We start from the raw sequence: 23,618 nt of genomic DNA on the forward strand, positions 1-23,618 counted from the left end.
ATCATAAGCCTGCTTTTTCAGCTATCGCTGCCTCAATTTGTGCGGCGTCATATTCTTCACCATCATATAAGGGGCCGATTACTTTTAAAGGCAGGGTAAATAAACCTATCACTTGATATTCCGTTGCCCGCTCAAGCTCAAATTCTTCGCTAAAAGCAAAACGTAATTTAAACGAAGTAAAATCACCGCCTGACAATAAAAACACTTGCGGAATAATTACCTTTTCTTTTTCTTGGCCACGAAAGTCTTCATCGTCTTGAGCAAATAAACTCGACTCTTCAAGTAATACTTGTTCATTTTCAATTGGCAAGTCATCAAGTTCTAAAGTCAATTCGATCCCTTCAGGTAACGTTTTGCTTTGAAAAACTTCTTGCTCAGGTATAGGACGCCAACTAGTGCCGTCGTAGCCTAAAAATTGATAACTGTCTTTTTCAACAATTAAGCCGAGTTCAATGTTATTTAATAAACCGTATTCGGCGGCAATATTAAAAATGCCCGTAAAACGGGCACTGGCTTGTTCAAGCTGATCTTCAGGCCGGTTATTGAGTGGGTTAAAGGTTACTGCTGACACAATAACCCCAATTAACACCATCACCAGCATCACTTCGATTAACGTGAAGCCTGCTGATTTTTGGTTAAGCTTAACCCTAGCCTGAACGCTTGACTGGAATTTCATAAAGCCGGTGCTTATTGAAACTCTGCTAAATTCCAGTTACCAATATCATCTTCTGTGCCCGCTTCACCATCAGGACCCGGAGAAAAGATATCTAAACTGCTATTCTCGCCTGGGAATAATAAAATATATTCATTACCCCATGGGTCTTTAGGCAAACGTGGAATATAACCACCTTCAGGAAAACGTTTTGGTAACGGTTCAATATCAGTTTCTTCTACTAAAGCTTCTAAACCTTGCTCTGTTGATGGATATTTATAGTTATCCATTTTATAAAATTTTGCCGCGGTTTCTAAAGCAATGACATCAGAAACGGCTTTTTGCATATCCGCTTTGTCTTTATTACCCATTAAATTAGGCACTACCATACTGGCTAAAATGCCTAAAATAACAATAACTACCATCACTTCTAATAAGGTAAAACCTTGATTGTGTTTACTGCTTTTCATTAATACTTCCTATTATCTACAAAGTTTAAAAGTTCGCTGATTGCGATTAATTTATGGCTAGTCACTATATGACCATACAAGGTCGAAATCGTCTCAAATTTCTCGCCACAAATTGTTAGTATTTATTAACCAATCATATTATTTAATTGTAAGGTTGGCTCTAAAATGGCCATCACAATAAATAACACAATCCCCGCCATTACTACCATTAAAGCAGGTTCAAATGCTTTTAATGAAATACTCACTAAGGCTTCAAACTCACGATCTTGGTTATCTGCCGCTCGCCCTAACATATGCTCTAATTCACCACTTTTTTCACCACTGGCAATCATATGTAACATCATCGGCGGGAACAATTTTGTTTGCTCAAGCGAGTGTTTTAAACTTGCGCCCTCGCGCACTTTATCCGCCGCTTCTTTAACTCGCTGTTTAATGTATAAATTATCTAATACTTCACCGGCAATACGCATACTTTCTAAAAGCGGTACGGCACTGGCAGTTAAAATACTTAAGGTACGAGCAAAGCGCGCGGTATTAATGCCCCGAGCAACTTTACCTAGCCCTGGTACATTGAGAAACTTTTGATCATATTTAAAACGAAAATGCGGCTTTTTCAATAATTGCGCAAAACCAAAAATTAAGGCTGCGATCACTAACGCGAGTATCAAGCCGTAATTCTGTAAAAATTCACTACTCGCAATTAAAAATTGGGTAGTACCTGGCAGCTTTCCACCTAAATGCTCAAACTGAGCCACAATTTCGGGCACAACAGCCGTTAACAAAATAACAATCACTGAAACAGCAACAAAGGTCATAATACAAGGGTAAACTAAGGCTTGAATGAGCTGTGAACGTAACTGTTGGCGCTGTTCGGTATAATCCGCTAAACGATTTAAAACGTTATCTAAATGACCTGATTTTTCACCAGCAGCCACCATTGAACGATAAAGATTATTAAACACTTGTGGAAACTCGGCCAAACTTTCTGATAAACCATAACCTTCGGTTACTTTAGTTCGAACAGCCATCACCATGCTTTTTAAATTACTTTTTTCGCATTGCTCGGCAACTGCGGTTAAAGACTCTTCTAACGGTAAACCTGACTCAACTAAGGTAGCTAATTGACGAGTTAACAACGCTAATTCGGTAGTAGATACTTTCGCACGACCAAAACGTTTACTGTTGGCTGCTTTACTTTTTTTCGCTAAACAAGGTGTAACCGCTGTTGGCATTAAACCTTGTTCTCGTAATATGCCTCGAACTTGTCTGGCGGTATCACCTTCGATAATACCTTTTACGTTTTTACCACGGGCATTTACCGCTTGATAATCAAAAGCTGGCATAACAGATTAATCCTCTCGGGTGACACGAAGCACTTCTTCAAGTGTCGTTTTACCGAGCAATACTTTATCAAAACCATCTTTACGAATACTAGGTGTATTAGTGCGAATGTACTTTTCAATTACTTGCTCACCCTGCCCGTTATGAATAAGCTCTCGCACTTTGTCGTCAACCACTAATAACTCATGAATGCCTGTTCGGCCTTTGTAGCCTTTGAAGTTACATTTTTCACAGCCAACGGCGCGATAAATCACCTGCGTATTATCACTTGGCAATGCCATAATGTGACATTCTTCTTCGTCAGGTAAATGGCTTTCACGACAATGTGGACATAAAGTTCGCACTAAGCGCTGAGCTAAAACCCCTAATAAACTCGACGATAATAAAAACGGTTCAACCCCCATATCTTCCATACGAGTAATAGCACCCGCTGCGGTATTGGTATGTAAGGTAGATAATACCAAGTGACCCGTTAAACTGGCTTGGACACCAATTTGAGCCGTTTCTAAATCTCGAATTTCCCCAACCATAACCACATCAGGATCTTGACGAAGTATCGCACGTAAGCCACGGGCAAAAGTCATATCCACCTTGGTATTCACTTGAGTTTGGCCGATACCTTCAATAGCAAATTCGATCGGATCTTCAACCGTTAAAATATTACGTTCTTTACTGTCTATTTGCGTTAAACCCGCATATAACGTGGTACTTTTACCTGAACCTGTTGGACCAGTTACCAATATAATACCGTGCGGTTTATCAATAAGCGCTGAGAAAAGTTGGCGGTTATTATCTGTCATTCCGAGGTCTTGCAAATCAAGACGGGCAGCATTTTTATCTAATAAACGTAACACAACACGTTCGCCATGCCCTGTTGGCATAGTAGAAACACGAACATCTACCGCGCGACCACCAATTTTTAATGAAATACGACCATCTTGAGGAATACGTTTTTCAGCAATGTCTAATTTCGCCATGACTTTAATACGAGAGACTAATAGTGAAGCCAATTTACGATGTGGTTTTAAGACTTCTCGCAAAACACCATCAACACGGAATCGGATTAATAACGCATTTTCAAAGGTTTCAATATGAATATCGGAAGCATTTTCTTTGATAGCTTCACTTAACATCGCATTAATTAACTTGATGATCGGCGCATCATCTTCGTTTTCAAGCAAGTCTTCGGTTTCGGTCATTTCATCAGCTAACGAATACAAATCAACTTCGTTGCCAATATCTTCCATCATTTGCTGTGCTTCAGATGAATCACGTTGATACGCTTGGGTTAGAAGTTTTTCAAACTCCGCCAACGGTTGAATATCAAGTTCAAACGGTGCTTTTAAAATACGGCGTACTTCTAATAATGCGGTTGCAGACACATCCGCCAAACAATGCAATAAAAAACCATCATCCGTAGCTGAAACCGCCACATTAAAACGCTTAGCAAAACTAAATGGCAACCGGAACACACTGGTGTCTTCTAATGATATTTCATCTTCCAACAAATCACTTTCAGCAGCAATGGCTGAAAGTTCAGGAATAGTTTGTGTGTTATCTGTTGTCATTATTCTTGTTCTTTTTGCTGATTTTCGGCTTTTTTCTTAGCATTTTCTTGCATATATTCATCAAACGTCGGTGGTAATGATAAAGCATCATTCCATTCCGGTAATAACGGTAAGTCGTCATCAGGTAGCAATGCTAAGCCTTCTTCTTGACGTAAAATTTCATTGGCGCGCATGTAGTTATATTTATTTTTAGTCAGCTCATTCATCATTTTGCCATCACGTACTATGGTAGCTCGCAAGAACACCATTAAGTTACGCTTACGGGTGGTATTAGAGGTTGATTTAAATAAATGACCTAAAAATGGGATATCACCTAATAATGGCACCTTTTGCACACTTTCTTGTACATCTTCATCAATTAAGCCACCTAAAACAACGGTACCGCCATCGTCTGCCATTACCGTAGTTTTAATTTCACGTTTATTAATAGCAATATCAACACCTGTAGCACCACTTACCGAAGACACTTCCTGCTCAATAGTTAACTGAACTCCTGAACCTTCATTCACTTGTGGGGTAACTTTTAGTTTAATACCTACTTCTTGGCGATCAACCGTTTGAAATGGGTTGGAATTATTACTTGATGACGTTGAGCCAGTAATAATTGGAATTTCTTGACCAACAATAAAATAAGCTTCTTCATTATCTAAGGTAGTGATACTAGGTGTTGCTAGAATGTTTGAATTGGTATCAGCACTGACTGCTTGTACAATTGCACCCCAATCATCTTTCATCACCCCAAACATCATGCCGTTAACACTGCCTAATACTTGTGCAAGAAGACTATAATCACCTTTGGTATCATTTTGATAAAAGCCTTCTTTTATTAAGACATTATCACTATTGTATTCCGCTGGAACATAATCACCTTTAGTAGATTTCGCCGCTTCGGCTCCTGCAGCAACACTACCAATTGAGGCTGGTCCATTATTAAACTGGGTAAAACCGCCTTTTTCTGAAAACCATTGAATACCTAAGTTAACACCGTCAGATTCAAATACTTCAACAATAATCGCTTCAACTAACACTTGCGCACGACGAATATCTAATTGACGAATAACTGCTTCTAATGAACGCAACATATCTGGTTCAGCAGTGATCACTAAGGTATTGGTATCATCATGAGCATCAATGCTGATATCACGTTTTGACGAACCCTTGCGAGAACTAGACGATTTACTGCTGTTTTCTTCGGCAGCAATGGATTCACTCACGCCTTTTAAAACCGGCACTAACTCTTCAGCTTTAGAATATTTAAGATAATAAACTCGGGTATTTCCGCTGGTTTCTAATTCGCTGTCTAAGCGTTCAATTAATGAAGCTACACGTTCTCTAGCTTGACGTTCACCGCTAACAATCACACTGTTGGTACGATCATCAGCAACAATTTTAGGAATTAAAAATCCGGGTGTACTTGACCCTTTAGCATTGCCTGAAGAGCTGTTCATCGCCTCAACAATGCGCACCATTTCACTGGCAGAAGCATATTTTAACTTAATAATTTGTACGGCTTGATCACCAGCGCGATCAACACGTTCAATAATTTGTACTAAGCGATTAACGACCGCCGCGGTACCTGTGATCATAATCACGTTGGCCGGATCATAGTTAACTACGTTACCACCGCCACCATTATCAGAAAGCTGACGTAATAAAGGTACTAACTCACGCACAGTAACATTTTTAACTTCCACTACGCGGGTAACCATCATGTCACCAACACCAGGGTTTTCTTCATTCACTACCGGTATAGCGGCGGTTTTGGCATCTTTATTACGAACAATTTTAATTACATTGTTGTCCATTTCTACGGCAGCAAAACCATACACGTCTAACACGTTTAAGAAAAATTGATAATACTGCTCTTGTGTTAAAACGTCGTAACTACGCACATTAATTTTTCCACGTACGTTGGGATCAACGATCATGGTTTTACGTAAACTTTTACCTACCGTGGTAACAAACTCACTAATTTCAGTATTTTTAAATTGAGGTTGAAATTCAGCCGCTAATAACTGCGCACTAAATAAGCTCGCGGAAAGAGGTAATGCGCTGGCAGCCGCAATGATTGTTTTTTTAGTGATTATTTTTCTAAGATACAAAGCGCGAATAAATGGGCGCATGAAAAAATTCCTCATTACTAATTCTCAATACTAAAAAGTATTTCTGTTACTTCACCATCTCGGTCAACCCATAAGGCAACCTCAGGTTCAGTTTTTAATGCTTGTAACGCTTGAGCGGCATCAAGTGGTGACGTTAAATCAAAACCATTCATTTGAACAGCAACATCGCCTGATTTCAAACCAGACGCTTTAAAAAACTCAGGATTTTTCCCTGGCATTAATAAGTAACCAACGGTTTCACCATTTTGCATCTTAGGTGTAATACGTAAATAGTCTATGATTTTACCGGGGTCACCAACGATAGTCGCTTTAAGATCACTTACTCGCTCACTTAATGCTTGGTTATTGCGATTATCAACAACACTGCTCGATTGACTTGTGGTTTTTACTTTTGCCTGACTTGGTGACGTAGCAACATTTTTATTATATTTAATGCCATCTAACATTAAGGTTTCTAATTTACCCGCATGTTTTATGATCACGCGATCAAAATAAACCTGCTCTAATATCGCTCTTGTGCCTTCAATTTTATCGCCAATACCTAAGGTATTTTGTTTACCGCTATTTTCAATAACGGCGACGGCAATATCTTTATCATTACTAGCGACAACACCCGACAAAGTTAAATTCAATTTAGTTTCAGGCGCATCTTTTACTTCATCGCTTACTTGGTTAACCGGTCGCGCTGATTTTTCAGTGTAATTTCCAAACAAATTTAACGCTTTCAATTCTGCAATATCAACCGTATTTTTAGCTTCTGTTCGGGGTTGATTTGTTGTTGACGAAAAAGTTTGCTGAGTAGGATTTTCAGGTGCCGCAATTAACCAAGTCAACTCGGCTGATAAATACGCAATATAACCTAACAAAATAATTGCGACCATTTGGGCAATTTTTTGTTGGGGAAGTTTGGCAACAAAAGCTAAACTGGATGAGATGTTATTAGGTAACTGCATGTTTTAAAATTATAATTATAGAAAGCATTATTATTAGCCTACAGATAATACTTGACCTACCGCCAAGCAACAAGCTATCTACACTTATTTTTATTAAATTTTGTAACATAGTACGACACAAGTAGAGAAAATTCGGGCTTTATGCTAACTTTACGGCAATTTCAGCGTGTTCATTTCGAGTAAATAAAATGCCGCAAGTTCCCCCAAAAAAATCAGAAAATAGCTATCGCTTAGATAAGTGGCTTTGGGCTGCACGATTTTATAAAACGCGCGCTATTGCCAAACAGATGATCGATGGCGGCAAGGTGTTTTATAATGGTCAACGCACTAAGTCAGGTAAGATCGTTAACCTTGGCGATACCATAAAAATTCGTCAAGGTTTTGATGAAAAAGAAGTAAAAGTTATTGCGCTTGCGGATAAACGTAAAGATGCCACTTTTGCCATGACCTTATACACAGAAACAGCAGATAGTATTAAAACCCGAGAAAAAACCGCACTTGCTCGTAAACAAGGGGTTTTATTAAGCCCAGCAAGTGATAGCAAACCCGATAAAAAACAACGTAGACAGATCAGACAACTTAAAGAAAGGATCTAATATCCATGTCACACACCGATGTATTAAATCGCTATTTATTTGATAACAAGCATGCCCGTGGCGAGCTTGTACAGTTAGAGCAAAGTTTTCAGAAAATTATTGCTAATCATACCTATTCAGACGGTGTTAAAACCTTATTAGGAGAATTGTTAGCCGCCACCTGTTTGTTAACCGCCACCTTAAAATTTAAAGGTGAAATATCGGTACAATTACAAGGTGATGGACCGTTAGCTTACATGGTAATTAACGGTAACGACCAACAAGAAATGCGTGGTATTGCTAAATTAGAACAAGAAACCGATGCCTGTGGTTTACAAGGCTTAATTGGCAAAGGAGTTATGGTAATAACCATTCGCCCTGATCAAGGTGAACCTTATCAAGGGGTGGTTGCTTTAGAAAAGCCAACACTAGCCGAATGTTTAGCTAACTATTTTGAAAGCTCTGATCAAATTCCGACTACTATTTGGTTATTTACTGATTTAGCTCAGCAAAAAGTCGCTGGTAGTTTAATTCAATTATTACCCGATGGTAATGATAAAGCGCAACAAGTTGCCGACTACGAGCATTTATGCCAACTAACAAATACCATAAAAGCGGAAGAAATTTTTAGCTTACCAGCGCAAGAATTATTATATCGTTTATATCATCAGGAAGAAGTCAGAATTTTTGAACCACAAGCGGTCAATTATCAATGTACTTGTTCCGAAGAAAAATGTTTTACTGCCATCAGTCAATTCAGTGTTGATGAGTTAAAAAACATTCTTGCCGATGAAGGCTGTGTCAGCATGACCTGTGACTTTTGCTTAACTACTTACGCGTTTGACGAACAGCAATTAGCGGGTGTGTTAAACAAAACCAAACATTAAAAATTCACTTATCAAAAAAGGCGTTAACTGCAACAGTTAACGCCTTTTTTTGTTTTTATTCTTAATTTCAGATTGGTTACTTTTTCACTAACATCTCTTCAATTTCTTCAATGGTTTTCCCTTTGGTTTCAGGAATAAGCTTGGCCATAATGACAAAACCAATTAAACAGAAGCTACCATAAACTAAGAAGGTTAAGGTTGCCCCTAAGTTTTCTAATTGCCATGGGAAGAAGGTAGGTACAATAATACCGCCAAAAATTGTCGCCACTAAGGCGCTTGACGTAATCGCAATAGCTCGTACCTTAGTTGGGAAAATTTCAGAAAATAATATCCATAAAATCGGCCCTAACGAGAAGTTATAAGAACAAACAAATACCACAATACCAATCAGCACTAACATGCCTTGAATATCTGTTGCGGCAAATAATAAATCAGTTTCAATTAAGGTAAAGTTACTTTGACCGATAAGGTTAATAACCGCAGCTTTAAATTCAATATCGCTACCATATTGAATACCAACAATAGAGCTTAACGTTGTAGTATCAATAGTAGTGGCTAATTTACTCAGCGCGTCGGCAGTAATTGTATAAGTAGCATCATAAAAGCCATAAGTGACTAAGGCCATACTGACAGTACATGCGATTAAACCGCCTAATAAAATCAACCGACGACCTAATTTATCAATTAACACTAAGCCAATGACAGTGAAGAAACAGCCAATTAAACTCACCCAAATAGATTGTACAAAGGCATCGGCACCACCACCAACTTGTTGAAAAATCATCGGCATAAACGATAATACAGCATTCATACCAGAAAGCGCTTGTATCGCAGCCATTAATACACCTATGACTAACGCGACACGAATACCTTTACCAAAAAGCAGTTTTAACTGTTCCATGTACGACAAAGAATGATCGGTATTTTCTAAACTATGAACAATTTGTTGATACTCATGTTCTATTTTATCTTTTGGAATTAACTTCTCTAATACTTTATGTGCTTGCGCTTGTTTATGGTTTAACACTAACCAACGCGGGCTTTCAGGGATCAAAAATAACAAAGCAAACCAGATCAATGCCGGTAATATTTCTATACCTAACATCCAGCGCCATACCGTTTGTTGATTTAAGCCTATATCTGCTGCCCATTGTGCACCACTGCTAGCAATATCAACAAAATAGTAATTTAAAATAGTTGCCGCCAAAATCCCTAGCACAATATTAAGTTGATTTAAGCCAACTAATTTACCTCGAATATTCGCCGGCGCAATTTCACCAATATACATAGACGCTAAACTAAGCGAGGTAAAGGCTAAGCCACCAATTAAACGCGCACTAAACAACCAAAAATAACTTGGCGCTAAAGCAGAGCCGACAGCTGAAATAACATATAACGCGGCAATAATTTGTAGCGTTTTTTTACGACCTAGGCGTTCACAAAAAAAGCCGGCCACTAATAACGCAATGAGTGCGCCGTAATTAGGTGCCGCAGCAATATTGCCTTTTTCTAGTGCCGTTAAACCAAATTCAATAGAGGTATACTGGAAAGTACCTGATATCAGCATGATATCAAGACCAAAAATAAAACCGCCTATTGAAACAATAAAAGCGTAAAACAGAGCATTTCGACTTGATTGATACATTCAAATTTCTCTTAAAATTATTATAAATAAGTACGTAATCGCAATGGTCTATTGTCAATGAAGTTGTTCAAGATGACAACACCTTTGCTTACGTTAATTTGTTAATTGTAGACAATATAAGATTAAATTAGACAATTAGCCAGTACTATTTTTTATCGAGAGGTGCTGAAATAACGATAAGGCGTTAAGAATAGGAAGCAAAAAACAGCCCTTATAAAGGTTAATTCAATGATTAAATCAAAGCTAAAATAACACAAAGCTAATAACTAACTTCATGAAAGACTGATATTTTTATTTAACTTGAACTCAGGGTAACAACTTGCTTTCTAGCAGTTGCTTTCTTTATTACGGCATTAAATTAACTTGAGATTTTGTTCCGGGGAACATTATTCAAAGGTAAAAGTACTCGTGCTTGTAAGCCGCCATCAGGATGGTTTTTCAAAATAACTTTACCACCATGGCTGTCTGTTATCCGTTTAATGATCGCTAAACCCAGACCTGAGCCTTCGGTACCACGTGCGGTATCACCTTGAGTAAAGGGTTGAAACAAACGGTCAATTTCAGCTTCGCTAATGCCGCTACCTTGATCAAGCACTTCCATGTAAACGTAACCTTGCTCAGCTAGGCCAGTACTTACTTTAATATCACCATCGGTATAGCGTAAGGCATTTTGGATCAAATTAGCTAATACACGTTTAATCGCAATGTATTTCACCATGATCACAGGTAAGTTGGTATCAGGGGTAAACGTAAACGCTCTGCCATGCACTTTTTCCGCGTGCACAACCTCTTCAACCAACATATTAAGATCTAGCGCTTCTGGGGCATTTTTATCCGGTCGAATATAATCAATGAATTGGTCAATAATGGCATTCATATCGTCGATATCATTTTCGATACCTTCTTTTAAAAACTCATCTTGGCAAGACATCATTTCAGACGCTAATCGAATACGGGTTAATGGCGTTCGTAAATCATGTGAAATACCGGCCATTAATAAGTTTCGATCATTTTCTAACTCTTCAATGCCTTTTGACATCCGGTTAAATGCTTCAGTTACCGCCACAATTTCACTGGTACCTTGCTCTTGTAACGGTTTAGGGAATTCACCACGGCCAACTTCTTGTGCCGCAATTTGCAGTGCTTTTAACGGCCTATTTAACTGCCGAACAAACAGCCAACCACCAATAACACTTAAACTTCCGATCACCATCAACACTAAAACTAGAGGCGATAAGTTACTTTCTTCAACTCCTGACAGCGGAATTTTCACCCACAAACTGGGGGCTTGGGGTGGTCTGATCCAAAAAAGATATTGATCGCCTTGAGAAATACGCACTTCCGCAGGCCCATCTAATAACAATGACATTTCTTCTGAACGATGGGGATAATATAACGCTTCCGCTAAACCAATTTTTAGTGCGTCACGCTCGCGATAAACACCTATACCTGTTTCTAAATGAAACGCTTCCGCCATCGCTGGACTAATCGAGGAATCATCAACATCAATAAATACCACGCGAATTTGCTTCGCCAAAAGCTCATTCATTTGTTGCGAATAAGGCTGAATAATATAGAGCGCTATTGAAACATACGAGACAACTTGATTAAGCATTAACAACATGCCAATCAATAATACCGTTTGCCCGAAAGCACTGCGTGGCACAATTTTCATTAAACGCTCAACTGCTGAGTAGGTGTTATTTGATTACGCAACATCTTTACCATCAGGAACAAAAACATAACCTAAGCCCCACACGGTTTGTAAATAGCGTGGTTTGGTTGGATCTTCTTCTAACATGCGGCGTAACCTTGAAACTTGTACGTCAATACTACGTTCAAGTGCCGAATAATCTCGACCACGGGCTAGATTCATTAACTTATCACGTGAAAGTGGCTCTCTCGGATGAGTAATTAACGCTTTTAACACGGCAAATTCACCGCTGGTTAAAGGCATGTTTTCTTCGCCCTTGCGCATCTCACGGGTAGCAAGGTTGAGTTGGTAATCACCAAACTGAATTATATTTTCTTCTAACGAAGGTGCACCCGGTGCTTCTTGCACTCGACGTCTTAACACTGCATTAATACGTGCTAATAGCTCACGTGGGTTAAACGGCTTAGGCATATAATCATCAGCACCAATTTCTAAACCGATAATACGATCTACTTCATCACCTTTAGCGGTTAGCATGACAATCGGAATATCATTGTTTTGCTTACGTAATCGCTTACAAATCGATAAACCATCTTCGCCTGGCAACATTAAGTCGAGCACTAATAAGTGAAAATTTTCACGTGCTAACAAACGATCCATCTGCTCAGAATTTGCCGCACTTCGCACAACAAAGCCTTGCTCAACCAAATAGCGTTCAAGTAATCCACGCAAACGCATATCATCATCAACCACTAATATTTTTTGAGTTTCTTGTCCCATTGTTTTCACCATTGCACTCGTTTGAATAATCTCAATATATGATAAAAAAATGCAGATTGAAAAAGATTAACCGTGAATATCTTCGGGTAATTGTTACAAAGTATGAACTTATTGATATAACAGCGCAATTTTTTAGATGTAATTGTAAGGACTTTGTAACATTTACCGTGGCAAGCGCCGCTATTCTCTTATTTTAAATAATCAATGGCTTGTAATGTCGTGCACTGGGTAAAACTTTTTTGTCGTTCTTGATAACTGAGTGTCGTAAATGCCGCAGTTACTTGGGCGAGTTTTTCTTGTTGCTCAGCTTTCGGTAAATAAGCAAATTGTTCGGTAAAGCAGCCGATCAAACCAAAATTAATCGCCTGATCAGATTGAATACTTTGCCCGGCTAAACAGGTAATTAACTTTTCAGCTAATTCATTTTTATCCATCCCTATAATAAGGCTTTTAATCGGCATACCAACACGCCCTTGATGACGAGCTTGATCACAACCATAAAAAATATCAGCAACAGCCACTATCGGTATTAATTGTTGATGTTGATCGGCAAACTTTTCTTTTAGCCAGCGTTTATGTTCATCAGCCATTTGCTGGGAGCCATAGGCAGGCAAAAACAAACTGATTAATAATAGACACGCCATTAATTGTTTAACTGCGCTTGCTACAACAGTGCGCAGCTTATCTTTAATTGTCATCATAAAAACACCACTCAATCTTGTCGTCACAACCTAATACCACTCCGTATAAGCTCAGGTTATGATAATAAAAAAGGCCGAATAATCGACCTTTTTACAGCTAATACTCATTAATAACTCAAAGTTAATTAATCCGCTTGCTGAATAATATGAACATCGCGTTGTGGGAAAGGAATTGTGATCCCTTCTTGATCAAAGGCTAATTTCACTTTTTCTGTTAAGCCAAAATAAACCGGCCAATAATCTTCAGATTTCACCCAAGGACGCACTAAAATATTAATTGAACTGGCTGCATGCTCAGCAATAAAAATATCCGTTTCAGGATCTTTTAAAATACGCTCATCAGCTGCAACAATATTACGTAAAATCTCTTTTACTCGAATTAAATCATCGCCATAACTAACCCCAAAGGTTAAATCGACACGGCGAGTTTCTTCGGCAAAAATATTTTTTACACAACCATTTGATAATATCGCATTTGGCATAATAACGCGTTGGTTATCTAAGGTTAACACGATAGTATTAAAAATTTGAATTTCTAATACACGGCCAACAAACCCTTGCGCTTCAATGACATCGCCAGACTTAAACGGTTTAAATAATAGAATTAACACACCGCCAGCAAAGTTAGCTAAGCTACCTTGTAAAGCTAAACCAATCGCTAAACCTGCGGCACCTAACATAGCAATTAAAGAAGCTGTTTGAACCCCAATCATCGATGCAAATATGATGATCAAAATGCCTTTTAAAACAAAGCTAATAATATTAACTAAAAAATTGTGTAAGGTTATTTCTACTTTACGCTTATCCATTGCCACTTCAGCAACACGAATAATACGTTTGATCAGCCATTGGCCAACAATCCAAACAACAATCGCCAGCAATAAACTGGTGGCAAACTGAACACTGTTGTCAGCTAATAACTGTAAATAATGCTCTGCCGTTTCTACTTTGTCGCTCACTATTTGACTAGCGGCTTCAACTGATTCGCCAACAGCTGAACTTTCTTCTGGTGCCATAATGTTTATCCTTAAGTTATGAATTCATAAAAATGTGTTAAACCACAAACAGTTTAATGAATTTATCTTAAAACTAACAAGAATTTTTAATGAAAAATCGAAGAAATTATAACCTTAACAGTGAGATAAACTATTGCAGTTGAACTTTGATACCAAGCTCAGCCAAATATAAGTTTTCTTGTAACAACTCATCTTTAATTAATGGATGGCTATCGAGCCACAGCGCGGGGATTTCTAACGTTAAAGTTTGTTCAAAAACAGAAACGGAAAATGGTGGTAAAACGTCGTCGTGACGTCTGCGAGATAAAATTACCGATAAACGTAAAATCATCAATAATTGCTGTGCTTTTACAAAACTAACAGCAGCTTGTTCTTTCAGTAATTTTACGTCAATATCCGCTTTATAACTTTTAACTAATGCCACCACTAATTGGCGATCAGCTTGATCAAAGCCAGGTAATTCAGCATGTCTTAAAATATAAGCGCCGTGCTGTTGGTGGTATTTATAAGCTAATAACAAGCCCACTTCATGCAAAGCACACGCGGTCATTAATAACTGGTAGCTATTATCTCGTTCTAATTGCCATTCGGCACTGAGTAAATCAAACAATAAATCCATTTGCACCGCAATGCGTAAACTTTGCTGTTGATCGATATGAAAGCGTTCAGCTAATGAATGAATGGTACGTTGGCGGATCATTTGATTTTTCATGTCCGGCAACATTTCATATAACAAACCTTCACGCAATGCGCCGCTTGAAAGCTGCAATTGTTTGATCTCTAACGATTCAAATAGCGCAATCAATATTGCTAAACCACTTGCGATAACCGGTTGTCGTTCAGCTTGCAAACCATGAATATTAATGGTTTTAACACTTTGGCAAGCGATTAACTCAGCTTGGAAATCATGTAAAAAAGCTAAAGTAATAATGGCCGGTTTTTGTCTTGCCATTAATACTTCAGATAATGCCTGCATAGTACCTGAGCCTCCCAAAACCGACTCCCAGCCGATCGCTCGGTAACTTGGTACTTCCGGTGCTAACATGGTTTTCGCGGCATTAATGGCTTGCTGAAAATTATGCAAATTCAATAAGCCATCAGCAAAATACGCATTGTTGAAAGTAACACAACCTAAATTTAGGCTCTGTACTTTTTTTGCGCTAAACTCTTCACCAACAATTAATTCAGTACTGGCGCCACCAATGTCTAAAACTAACCGTTTACCTTCACAATTACTGGTGTGGGCAACGCCTAAATAAATAGTTTCGGCTTCTTGGATACCCGATAATAAATTAATTTTACGATTAAGAATTTTTTCTGCGCGCGCTAAGAATTCATCGGCATTTTTGGCAATACGTAAAGTGGCCGTGGCGACCACTTTAATGTTTTGTTCGGGAATATCTTGTAGTCGTTCAGCAAAAAAACTTAAACACTCTAAACCACGCAACATGGCTTCTTCGCTTAAGACGTTTTCGCTATTTAAACCGGAAGCTAGCCTAACCTTACGTTTAACTTTATCTACCGTTTGCACACTTTCAGCAAGCAAACGGGTAACCAGCATATGAAAACTATTCGATCCTAAATCGATAACCGCATATAAAGGAGATGAAGCCATAAACAATTAATTCCTACGGTGACCACCTGAACGACCACGGTTTTGCCCACCATTATGCGGTTTATGACGACGTGGACGCGGTTTAGGTTTGGGTAAATCTGTTAATAATGAATCTCGATCATATTTACTGACCGGTAAGCTATGTTCAATATATGCTTCAATGGCAGGTAAATTAAATACCGAGTCTTCACAAGCAAAGCTAATGGCATGACCGGTTTCACCTGCTCGGCCAGTACGACCAATACGATGAACATAATCTTCACAATCATCAGGTAAATCATAGTTAAAAACATGGGTTACGCTTGGAATATGTAAACCACGTGCCGCAACATCAGTTGCCACTAAGATATCTAATTGCCCGCTAGTAAATTGCTCAAGAATTTTTAAACGCTTTTTCTGGATAACATCACCCGTTAACAAGCCTACTCGAATGCCATCAGCTTCAAGATGAGCATGGACGTTTTCACAACTATGTTTGGTATTAGCAAATATAATCGCCTTGTCTGGCCATTCTTCTTCAATTAAGGTTTGCAATAACGCCATTTTATCTTCGTTTGATGGATAAAACAGTTCTTCGGAAATACGTAAATTTGTTTTTTGCTCTGGCGCAACTTCCACACTTTCGGGCTCATTCATGTGCTCAAAAGCTAATTCTTTTACTCTAAAAGATAAAGTCGCAGAAAATAGCATGCTTAAACGCTCAGTTGGCGCTGGCATTTTTCTGAACATATACCGAATGTCTTTTATAAAGCCTAAATCGAACATGCGATCGGCTTCATCAAGCACTATCGCTTCAATATGATCAAGCTTATATATGCCTTGTTTTAAGTAATCAATTAAGCGGCCACAGGTTCCTATTAAAATATCTACGCCAGCTTCAAGTTCTAAACGTTGACTTTCATAACCTTCGCCCCCATAAACAATACCAAGCCGTAAACCGGTAGATTTTGCCATTTCAAGCGCATCACGATGAATTTGAATAGCAAGCTCTCGCGTTGGCGCCATAATCAAAGCCCTAGGCTGATTATGTTCAGGTGCAGGTTGTTTTAATAAGTGGTGAAATGTTGCTGCTAAAAAAGCAATTGTTTTTCCTTCGCCTGTTTGCGCTTGTCCAGCAATATCTTTACCTGCTAATAAAATAGGTAATGATTTTTCCTGAATAGAAGTGCAGTTGTGAAATCCCATGGCATGAAGCCCGGTAACAACTTGTGGAGCTAAACCAAGCTCGGCGAATTTAGTATCAGTTAAATGTGTTTTTTTCATGGCGCTAGCTTAACACCATAAAGCGGCAATAAAAAACAATATCTCTGATCCGCTATAGGATAAGTTCCCTTTATCTTTAATAACTTTAGATTTTTAAATAAAAAAAGAGTTATATAGCGACGATAGAATCTTTATTACGATGCGGTTATAATCCAAATCAATTGGCAATAGTGCCTTAAAAAATTAGTACTTATATAAGTACATTTAGTACAACGGAGAAAGAAATGAGCGATAAAATAGTTCAGTTAACAGATGATAGTTTCGATACAGATGTAATTAATGCATCAGGCCCTGTATTAGTTGATTTCTGGGCTGAATGGTGTGGACCTTGTAAAATGATAGCTCCATTACTAAATGATATTGCTGAAGAATACGAAGGTAAAGTGACTGTTGGTAAATTAAATATTGACCAAAACACACTGACACCACCTAAATATGGTATCCGTGGTATTCCAACCTTATTATTATTTAAAGATGGCAGCATTGCTGACACTAAAGTAGGTGCGTTATCAAAAACTCAATTAAAAGAATTTTTAGATAACAACTTATAATAAATACTAAAGCCTACAATTACGTAGGCTTTTTTATGACATTTTATTAAATAAATGGTTAAAAATTAACGACTCCCTTTACCATTTAAACTTTTAGTGCTAACTTTAGCATTCAACGAAGAATACTTTTCTGATAAACAACACCCTATTCAAAATTTTTGGCATTACGCCGAGCAAAACCTATTCAATGAATAAGAATACTCAACTATGAATCTTACCGAACTTAAAGAAAAATCAATTAACGAATTAATCGCGCTAGCCGAGTCTATGAAATTAGAGCACCTTGCTAGACACCGTAAACAAGACGTCATTTTCGCTATTTTAAAAGCTCACGCTAAAAGTGGTGAAGATATTTTTGGCGGTGGCGCCTTGGAAATTCTTCAAGACGGTTTTGGCTTTCTTCGCTCGGCAGATTCATCGTACTTAGCTGGCCCTGATGATATTTATGTATCACCGAGCCAAATAAGACGTTTTAGCCTACGTACGGGTGATACGGTTCACGGGAAAATACGCCCACCGAAAGACGGCGAACGCTATTTTGCCTTATTAAAAGTTAATGAAGTTAACTTTGACCGACCAGAAAACTCTCGCAATAAAATCTTATTTGAAAACTTAACTCCTATACATCCAAACGAACGCTTAACCATGGAACGTGGTAATGGTTCAACAGAAGATATTACTGCTCGTGTTCTTGATTTAGCCGCTCCTATTGGTAAAGGTCAACGTGGTTTGATTGTTGCCCCACCAAAAGCCGGTAAAACCTTATTATTACAAAACATCGCTCAAAGTATTGCCCACAACCACCCTGAATGTGAATTAATGGTATTACTTATTGATGAACGTCCAGAAGAAGTTACTGAGATGCAACGCCTAGTTAAAGGTGAAGTTGTTGCTTCAACATTTGATGAACCTGCTAGCCGTCACGTACAAGTAGCTGAAATGGTTATTGAAAAAGCTAAACGTTTAACTGAGCACAAAAAAGACGTGGTTATTTTATTAGACTCAATAACCCGTTTAGCACGTGCTTACAACACGGTTATTCCTTCATCAGGTAAAATCCTAACCGGTGGTGTGGATGCTAATGCCCTACATCGTCCAAAACGCTTTTTTGGTGCAGCTCGAAACATTGAAGAGGGTGGTAGCTTAACAATTATTGCAACTGCACTTGTTGATACTGGCTCTAAAATGGATGAAGTTATCTATGAAGAGTTTAAAGGTACCGGTAACATGGAATTGCACTTAAGCCGTAAAATTGCGGAAAAACGTGTTTTCCCTGCTATTCATATTAATCGCAGTGGTACTCGTCGTGAAGAATTGGTTACTAAACCAGACGAGTTACAAAAAATGTGGATACTACGTAAAATTGTTCATGAAATGAGCGAGACAGATGCCATGGAGTTTATGATCGATAGATTAGCCATGACCAAAACTAATGATGAATTTTTTGATTCAATGAAGCGTCAATAACGCCAATTGCATTTACCAAAAAAAGCCAGCTTCAAGCTGGCTTTTTATTATCATAAATATCAATTAATTATCCTAAACGACGCTTAACCATTAACAACAGAAATAATAAAGAAAGTATTGAGCCTGCTCCACCTCCTGAAGATGATGTACTTACTTCTTGGTCAGGATCTGGCGTAGGTTCTGGCTCAGGTGTAGGTTCAGGTGTTGGTTCCGGTGTAGGTTCAGGTGTTGGTTCTGGCTCAGGCTCCGGAGTCGGCTCCGGTTCAGGAGTAACAACAGGCGCACTACTTGGATCACTTTGGCATTCAACACAATTATCTAAGATTGCGTTCACACCTGCAGTCCAATGAATGCCGCCTAATTCATAAGCGCCAATATCCACCATAGGACCCGCATAAGGTTTGGCAAAGTCTGTAATAATTCGGCCGCTATCTATTAACATTGAATTATTTTTTGGCATAAAGTTTAAGTTTTCAGTATCAACTAATTCATTAACACTAGGTTCAATTAAATTACTATCTAAGTCATAAGCCGGATCAACAAGCCAGTCACCAATACTACTGTAATTATTCCAAACCCGATTATTCTTGCGCTCATAACCATTAATCCATTCCCCCATGGCCTGACCGACATTGATAAAGCTATTGTGATAAATATTATTATTCCAATTAGCCCAATTTAACTGTACGCCAGACCAAGTGACATTCCAAACCACGTTGTGATCAACCTGATAGCCTTTACTGTTATTGTCTAAGTAAATACCGGCTGTTCGTCCATCAGCATACGCTGGCCCGACAGAATCATGGAACCAGTTATGATGAATGTGCGTGTTTTTATCTTCTTCATTACCAACAACATAAAAAACACCACCATCATTATTAATTAAGCCAGCATAAGAAACATCGTTGTAAGCAAACTCACTATTTTTACTGGGTAAAAACACGCCATCTCTGCCGGTATAAGCTAAAGTATTCTTTAAAATAATGGCGTTATCTGCCGTAACACGAATAGGACTTGCATGAATGCCTAAGGTATCAAAATAACGGATAGTATTTTCTTCAATGCGGGTATTTAAGCCTCGGCCACCCCAACCATGCACATAAATGCCATTCAGTGAGCCATGCTCAATGGTATTGCCTATAATCTTACTATTAGTACCAATTACCTCTACCGAGCCGTCACCCACTTGAGCATTAGTATTATCAAGTTCATCAAGTCGTTGCAGGCCATGTTGCACATTACTATTTTTTAAGGTGTTATAATCGCCTTCAATTCGAACATTACCGCCAAACACATGAATATTATCAACCGTAATGTAATCACCCACTAAATCGATAGCTTCTTTGCGAGTGGCAATTTCAATAGCCGTATCTGCTGGCATTTCGCCATCAGCTGTTTGTAAATAAAGTAATTTTTGCTGTGCATCATAAAACCATTCATTGGCTTGATCGAGTAAACTCAATTTGCCAAAAACAAAATAGCGACCATAGTTGTTATGACGTAGAATCGTTGGAGCATGTGGATTAAACGGCCACTTTTGGTCATTAATTGCTTCAAACGAAATATTGGTTGTGCTTGAGCTGGTAATTTTTCTGGTCCAGCTTGTGCCTGAATGCGCACCTAAATACCAAACATAACCGCCAGTTAAATCGGTATTTGGAATGCCGGAAGAAGAAAAGCTTGATGTTGTACCTTTACTATTAATTTCAACCGCATCAATAGTAAAAATATTATTGTCGGTATCATTTGGCCAACGAGCAAGTTGCAATAATTGAACCTCAGCTTCGGTATTTAAATAAACCTGCCGAAACTCCTCATCTATTGCCATATCAACACTTGCTTGGTAGATATCGCCTTGATAATTCGACCAGCCAGTAACTACTTCTGTGCCGACAATTTTGACCTCTTCTCCTTCTTCAGCCTTAATGATAATTGGGCTTTGCTCTGTACCACTTTCATTAATACGTAAGGTTTGTCGATAAGTGCCTTCTTTTATTATTACCGTATCACCGGCGGTAATTACATCATTAACTTTGTTAAAACTCGCGTAGGGAGCGTTACTGGAACCGTCATTGTTATCATTACCGTCAGTCGCAACATATATCGTCTTTGCAAATGATAGGCTAGGAAAAATAACCATACTAGTAAGGATGATCGCGGATAATATCGGTATATAGCGTCGATATTTATAGCTGATAAATTGGTACATACAACCCCTAAAAACTTCAATTGTGAATTTGTTTTTTTATATTTAAACAATACATCAACAAGAAGATATTGGCAATTGTTAACATTCCTTTGATAGAAATAGTTGTCTATGGAATGAATTTAAGAGGCACTTTGAAATAAAAGGGGGGTTTATACGGATTGGTATTAGATTAGTTCAACCAATAAATAAGGGCAGATCAACACTATGCCTACCCTTAATAAAGCCATCACTTAACATACATATGAGCTTATAAACTAACGTAATAAATTGAAGGTGCTTTTGATCACTTCAACCGTTTTATCCATTTCTTCGCGGGTTAACGTTGGATGAACCAAAAACATTAAGCTGGTGTCGCCTAATACCTTAGCATTAGCTAGCGCATGTTTAGGTCGATAACCGGTATTATCAAATGCTTTTTCTTTATAAACTTCTGAACAACTACCACTAAAACATGGCACACCTTGCTCGGTGATTTTTTCTATTATGCTATCTCGAGTTATACCTGTTGGTAACTTGTCAGGCTCAACAAAAACATAACATTTATAGAAGGCATGCTGAATGTTATCGGGTATTTTAGGAACCCGAATAAAGTCAAACCCTTGGCAAGCTTCAAATATATTTAAGGCATTGGCTTGGCGCTGCTTTTGCCACGCTGTCATTTGTGTTAATTGATAACGACCAATAGTTGATTGCATTTCAGTTAAGCGCCAATTGGTACCAAACGACTCATGTAACCAACGATAGCTGTTGCCATGCTCTCGTTCATACACCGCTTCATACGATTTACCATGATCTTTAAACGCCCACGCTTTACGCCAAATAGTTTCATCATTGGTTGTTAACATGCCCCCTTCGCCACCTGTGGTCATAATTTTATCTTGGCAAAATGACCAAGCACCAATATGACCAATGCTGCCAACAGACTTTCCTTGATATTTAGCACCATGTGCTTGGGCACAATCTTCAATAACCAACAAATCGTGCTCACTGGCCAGCGCCATAATAGGTGCCATATCACAAGGCCAACCGGCTAAATGGACACAGACAATCGCAACCGTTTTATCCGTCATTACCGCTCGAATGGTATCAGCATCAATATTTTGGCTATCTGGATTAATATCCGCAAACACTGGCGTTAAACCCGCTGTAACAATAGAGCTAGCGGAAGCAATAAAAGTACGTGAAGTAACAATAACCTCACCACCTTTGGGTAAATCTAAGCTGGCAAAAGCTAAGTCTAACGCTAATGTGCCATTAGCAACTGCCACGGCATATTGGCAATCGCTGAATGCGGCAAATTCTTTTTCAAATTCACGCCCTTCAGTACCTGTCCAATAATTCACTTTATTTGATTGTAAAACGGCGCTAACAGCAGCGATTTCTTGCTGAGAAAAACTAGGCCACGGGGAAAATGGAGTATTAAGCATTCAGTTTATTCTTTTAATTAGTTACAAGTAGATGATTATATTTATTTAAGCTTTTGGCTATTGCTAAAGTTTTCGAACCGGATTACCAACATAAACGCCAGCTTGTTCAAGGCTTTTTATTACGACACCACCAGCGCCCACTTGGCAGTTCGCGGCAATATGCAAATATTGAATAACAATACTACCAATACCTAACCATGATAATTCGCCAACAGTGACACCACCAGCTAGGCTGACATTGGGTGAAATATGGCTGCCATTGGCGACCTGGCAGTCATGATCAACACTTGCGGAGGTATTGATAATACAAGCTTCACCGATAATGCTATCAACATTTATCACTGCACCTGCTAACACAACTGAGCCTAAACCAATGCTCGCATATTGACTAACAACCGCTTGCGGATGAATTAAACAAATAACGTTAGCGCCACCGGCAACTAAACTATGATGGGTATTTAGCCTTAATTCATTGTTACCAAAAGCAACAATAAAATCGGTTCCTGCTAAATAATGCTGCCAAAATTCAACTTTACCAATAATTGACCAATGACTGCTAACTTGTGACGCTTCATCTTGCTCATCAAAACAGTCATCTAAAAAAGCAATATCATCATATTGCTTTAACTGCTCGGCGCAATCGGCCACTACTCGACCATGACCGCCAGCACCAATAATTAACAAACGTTTATTGCCGTTTTTAGGTAATGCTTTTGTCATC

20 protein-coding genes are annotated in these 23,618 nt (G+C 38.5%); 4 read left to right on the forward strand and 16 right to left on the reverse strand.

Features of this window, described 5'->3' with window-relative positions:
* Window position 1 precedes the first annotated feature (1 nt).
* From gspH to gspC, 6 genes are all read right to left on the reverse strand, one after another.
* Window positions 2–676, reverse strand: a complete 675-nt coding sequence (gene gspH, locus ACSLUO_RS16275; protein WP_448250137.1) for a type II secretion system minor pseudopilin GspH — start codon at window positions 674–676, stop codon at window positions 2–4.
* An 11-nt stretch (window positions 677–687) separates the two neighbouring features.
* Complete coding sequence (gspG, locus tag ACSLUO_RS16280) at window positions 688–1,122, reverse strand: type II secretion system major pseudopilin GspG (protein ID WP_448250139.1); 435 nt, start codon at window positions 1,120–1,122, stop codon at window positions 688–690.
* A 125-nt stretch (window positions 1,123–1,247) separates the two neighbouring features.
* On the reverse strand, window positions 1,248–2,465 hold the full coding sequence (gene gspF / locus ACSLUO_RS16285) for a type II secretion system inner membrane protein GspF (RefSeq protein WP_448250140.1): 1,218 nt from the start codon (window positions 2,463–2,465) through the stop codon (window positions 1,248–1,250).
* A 6-nt stretch (window positions 2,466–2,471) separates the two neighbouring features.
* Window positions 2,472–4,031: a type II secretion system ATPase GspE gene (gspE, locus tag ACSLUO_RS16290; protein ID WP_448250142.1), complete on the reverse strand. Its 1,560-nt coding sequence runs from the start codon at window positions 4,029–4,031 to the stop codon at window positions 2,472–2,474.
* Window positions 4,031–6,154: a type II secretion system secretin GspD gene (gene gspD, locus ACSLUO_RS16295; protein ID WP_448250143.1), complete on the reverse strand. Its 2,124-nt coding sequence runs from the start codon at window positions 6,152–6,154 to the stop codon at window positions 4,031–4,033. Before gspD ends, gspE begins: the two co-directional genes overlap by 1 nt.
* A 17-nt stretch (window positions 6,155–6,171) precedes the next feature.
* Window positions 6,172–7,107 (reverse strand): type II secretion system protein GspC, encoded by a 936-nt coding sequence (gspC, locus tag ACSLUO_RS16300; protein ID WP_448250145.1) that lies wholly within the window; start codon window positions 7,105–7,107, stop codon window positions 6,172–6,174.
* A 188-nt stretch (window positions 7,108–7,295) separates the two neighbouring features.
* Between gspC and hslR the strand changes: the two genes are divergently transcribed.
* Both hslR and hslO read left to right on the forward strand, forming a co-directional pair.
* Complete coding sequence (gene hslR, locus ACSLUO_RS16305) at window positions 7,296–7,703, forward strand: ribosome-associated heat shock protein Hsp15 (protein ID WP_448250147.1); 408 nt, start codon at window positions 7,296–7,298, stop codon at window positions 7,701–7,703.
* A 5-nt stretch (window positions 7,704–7,708) separates the two neighbouring features.
* Complete coding sequence (hslO, locus tag ACSLUO_RS16310; protein WP_448250149.1) at window positions 7,709–8,569, forward strand: Hsp33 family molecular chaperone HslO; 861 nt, start codon at window positions 7,709–7,711, stop codon at window positions 8,567–8,569.
* A gap of 76 nt (window positions 8,570–8,645) precedes the next feature.
* Here the strand turns inward: hslO and ACSLUO_RS16315 are convergent, their stop codons facing one another.
* The 7 genes from ACSLUO_RS16315 to rhlB form a co-directional block, all read right to left on the reverse strand.
* Window positions 8,646–10,214, reverse strand: a complete 1,569-nt coding sequence (locus ACSLUO_RS16315) for an MFS transporter (protein WP_448250151.1) — start codon at window positions 10,212–10,214, stop codon at window positions 8,646–8,648.
* 358 nt (window positions 10,215–10,572) lie between these two features.
* Window positions 10,573–11,889: a two-component system sensor histidine kinase EnvZ gene (gene envZ / locus ACSLUO_RS16320; RefSeq protein WP_448250153.1), complete on the reverse strand. Its 1,317-nt coding sequence runs from the start codon at window positions 11,887–11,889 to the stop codon at window positions 10,573–10,575.
* Window positions 11,890–11,922: 33 nt separating this feature from the next.
* The gene (ompR, locus tag ACSLUO_RS16325; RefSeq protein ID WP_448250155.1) at window positions 11,923–12,648 is read right to left on the reverse strand and encodes an osmolarity response regulator transcription factor OmpR; all 726 of its coding nucleotides are present in this window, start codon (window positions 12,646–12,648) and stop codon (window positions 11,923–11,925) included.
* A 188-nt stretch (window positions 12,649–12,836) separates the two neighbouring features.
* Complete coding sequence (locus tag ACSLUO_RS16330; RefSeq protein WP_448250157.1) at window positions 12,837–13,349, reverse strand: hypothetical protein; 513 nt, start codon at window positions 13,347–13,349, stop codon at window positions 12,837–12,839.
* 125 nt (window positions 13,350–13,474) lie between these two features.
* Window positions 13,475–14,365: a mechanosensitive ion channel family protein gene (locus ACSLUO_RS16335; RefSeq protein ID WP_448250158.1), complete on the reverse strand. Its 891-nt coding sequence runs from the start codon at window positions 14,363–14,365 to the stop codon at window positions 13,475–13,477.
* Window positions 14,366–14,495: 130 nt separating this feature from the next.
* The gene (locus tag ACSLUO_RS16340; RefSeq protein WP_448250159.1) at window positions 14,496–15,980 is read right to left on the reverse strand and encodes a Ppx/GppA phosphatase family protein; all 1,485 of its coding nucleotides are present in this window, start codon (window positions 15,978–15,980) and stop codon (window positions 14,496–14,498) included.
* 6 nt (window positions 15,981–15,986) lie between these two features.
* On the reverse strand, window positions 15,987–17,243 hold the full coding sequence (rhlB, locus tag ACSLUO_RS16345) for an ATP-dependent RNA helicase RhlB (protein ID WP_448250160.1): 1,257 nt from the start codon (window positions 17,241–17,243) through the stop codon (window positions 15,987–15,989).
* 224 nt (window positions 17,244–17,467) lie between these two features.
* On the opposite strand from rhlB, the gene trxA reads away from it, so the two are divergent.
* Together trxA and rho are read left to right on the forward strand one after the other, a co-directional pair.
* A complete protein-coding gene (trxA, locus tag ACSLUO_RS16350; protein ID WP_448250163.1) occupies window positions 17,468–17,794 on the forward strand; it encodes a thioredoxin TrxA in 327 nt (108 codons plus the stop codon).
* 207 nt (window positions 17,795–18,001) lie between these two features.
* The gene (gene rho, locus ACSLUO_RS16355) at window positions 18,002–19,261 is read left to right on the forward strand and encodes a transcription termination factor Rho (RefSeq protein ID WP_448250165.1); all 1,260 of its coding nucleotides are present in this window, start codon (window positions 18,002–18,004) and stop codon (window positions 19,259–19,261) included.
* Window positions 19,262–19,328: 67 nt separating this feature from the next.
* Here rho and ACSLUO_RS16360 read toward each other — a convergent pair whose 3' ends face one another.
* The 3 genes from ACSLUO_RS16360 to ACSLUO_RS16370 all read right to left on the reverse strand — a co-directional run bounded on the left by ACSLUO_RS16360 (window position 19,329) and on the right by ACSLUO_RS16370 (window position 23,617).
* On the reverse strand, window positions 19,329–21,470 hold the full coding sequence (locus ACSLUO_RS16360; RefSeq protein WP_448250166.1) for a right-handed parallel beta-helix repeat-containing protein: 2,142 nt from the start codon (window positions 21,468–21,470) through the stop codon (window positions 19,329–19,331).
* A 254-nt stretch (window positions 21,471–21,724) separates the two neighbouring features.
* On the reverse strand, window positions 21,725–22,897 hold the full coding sequence (locus tag ACSLUO_RS16365; RefSeq protein ID WP_448250167.1) for a DegT/DnrJ/EryC1/StrS family aminotransferase: 1,173 nt from the start codon (window positions 22,895–22,897) through the stop codon (window positions 21,725–21,727).
* Window positions 22,898–22,960: 63 nt separating this feature from the next.
* Entirely contained in the window at window positions 22,961–23,617 is a 657-nt protein-coding gene (locus ACSLUO_RS16370) for an acetyltransferase (protein WP_448250168.1), read from the reverse strand.
* Between the last annotated feature and the right edge of the window lies 1 nt (window position 23,618).

Source organism: Thalassotalea agariperforans (assembly GCF_053470345.1).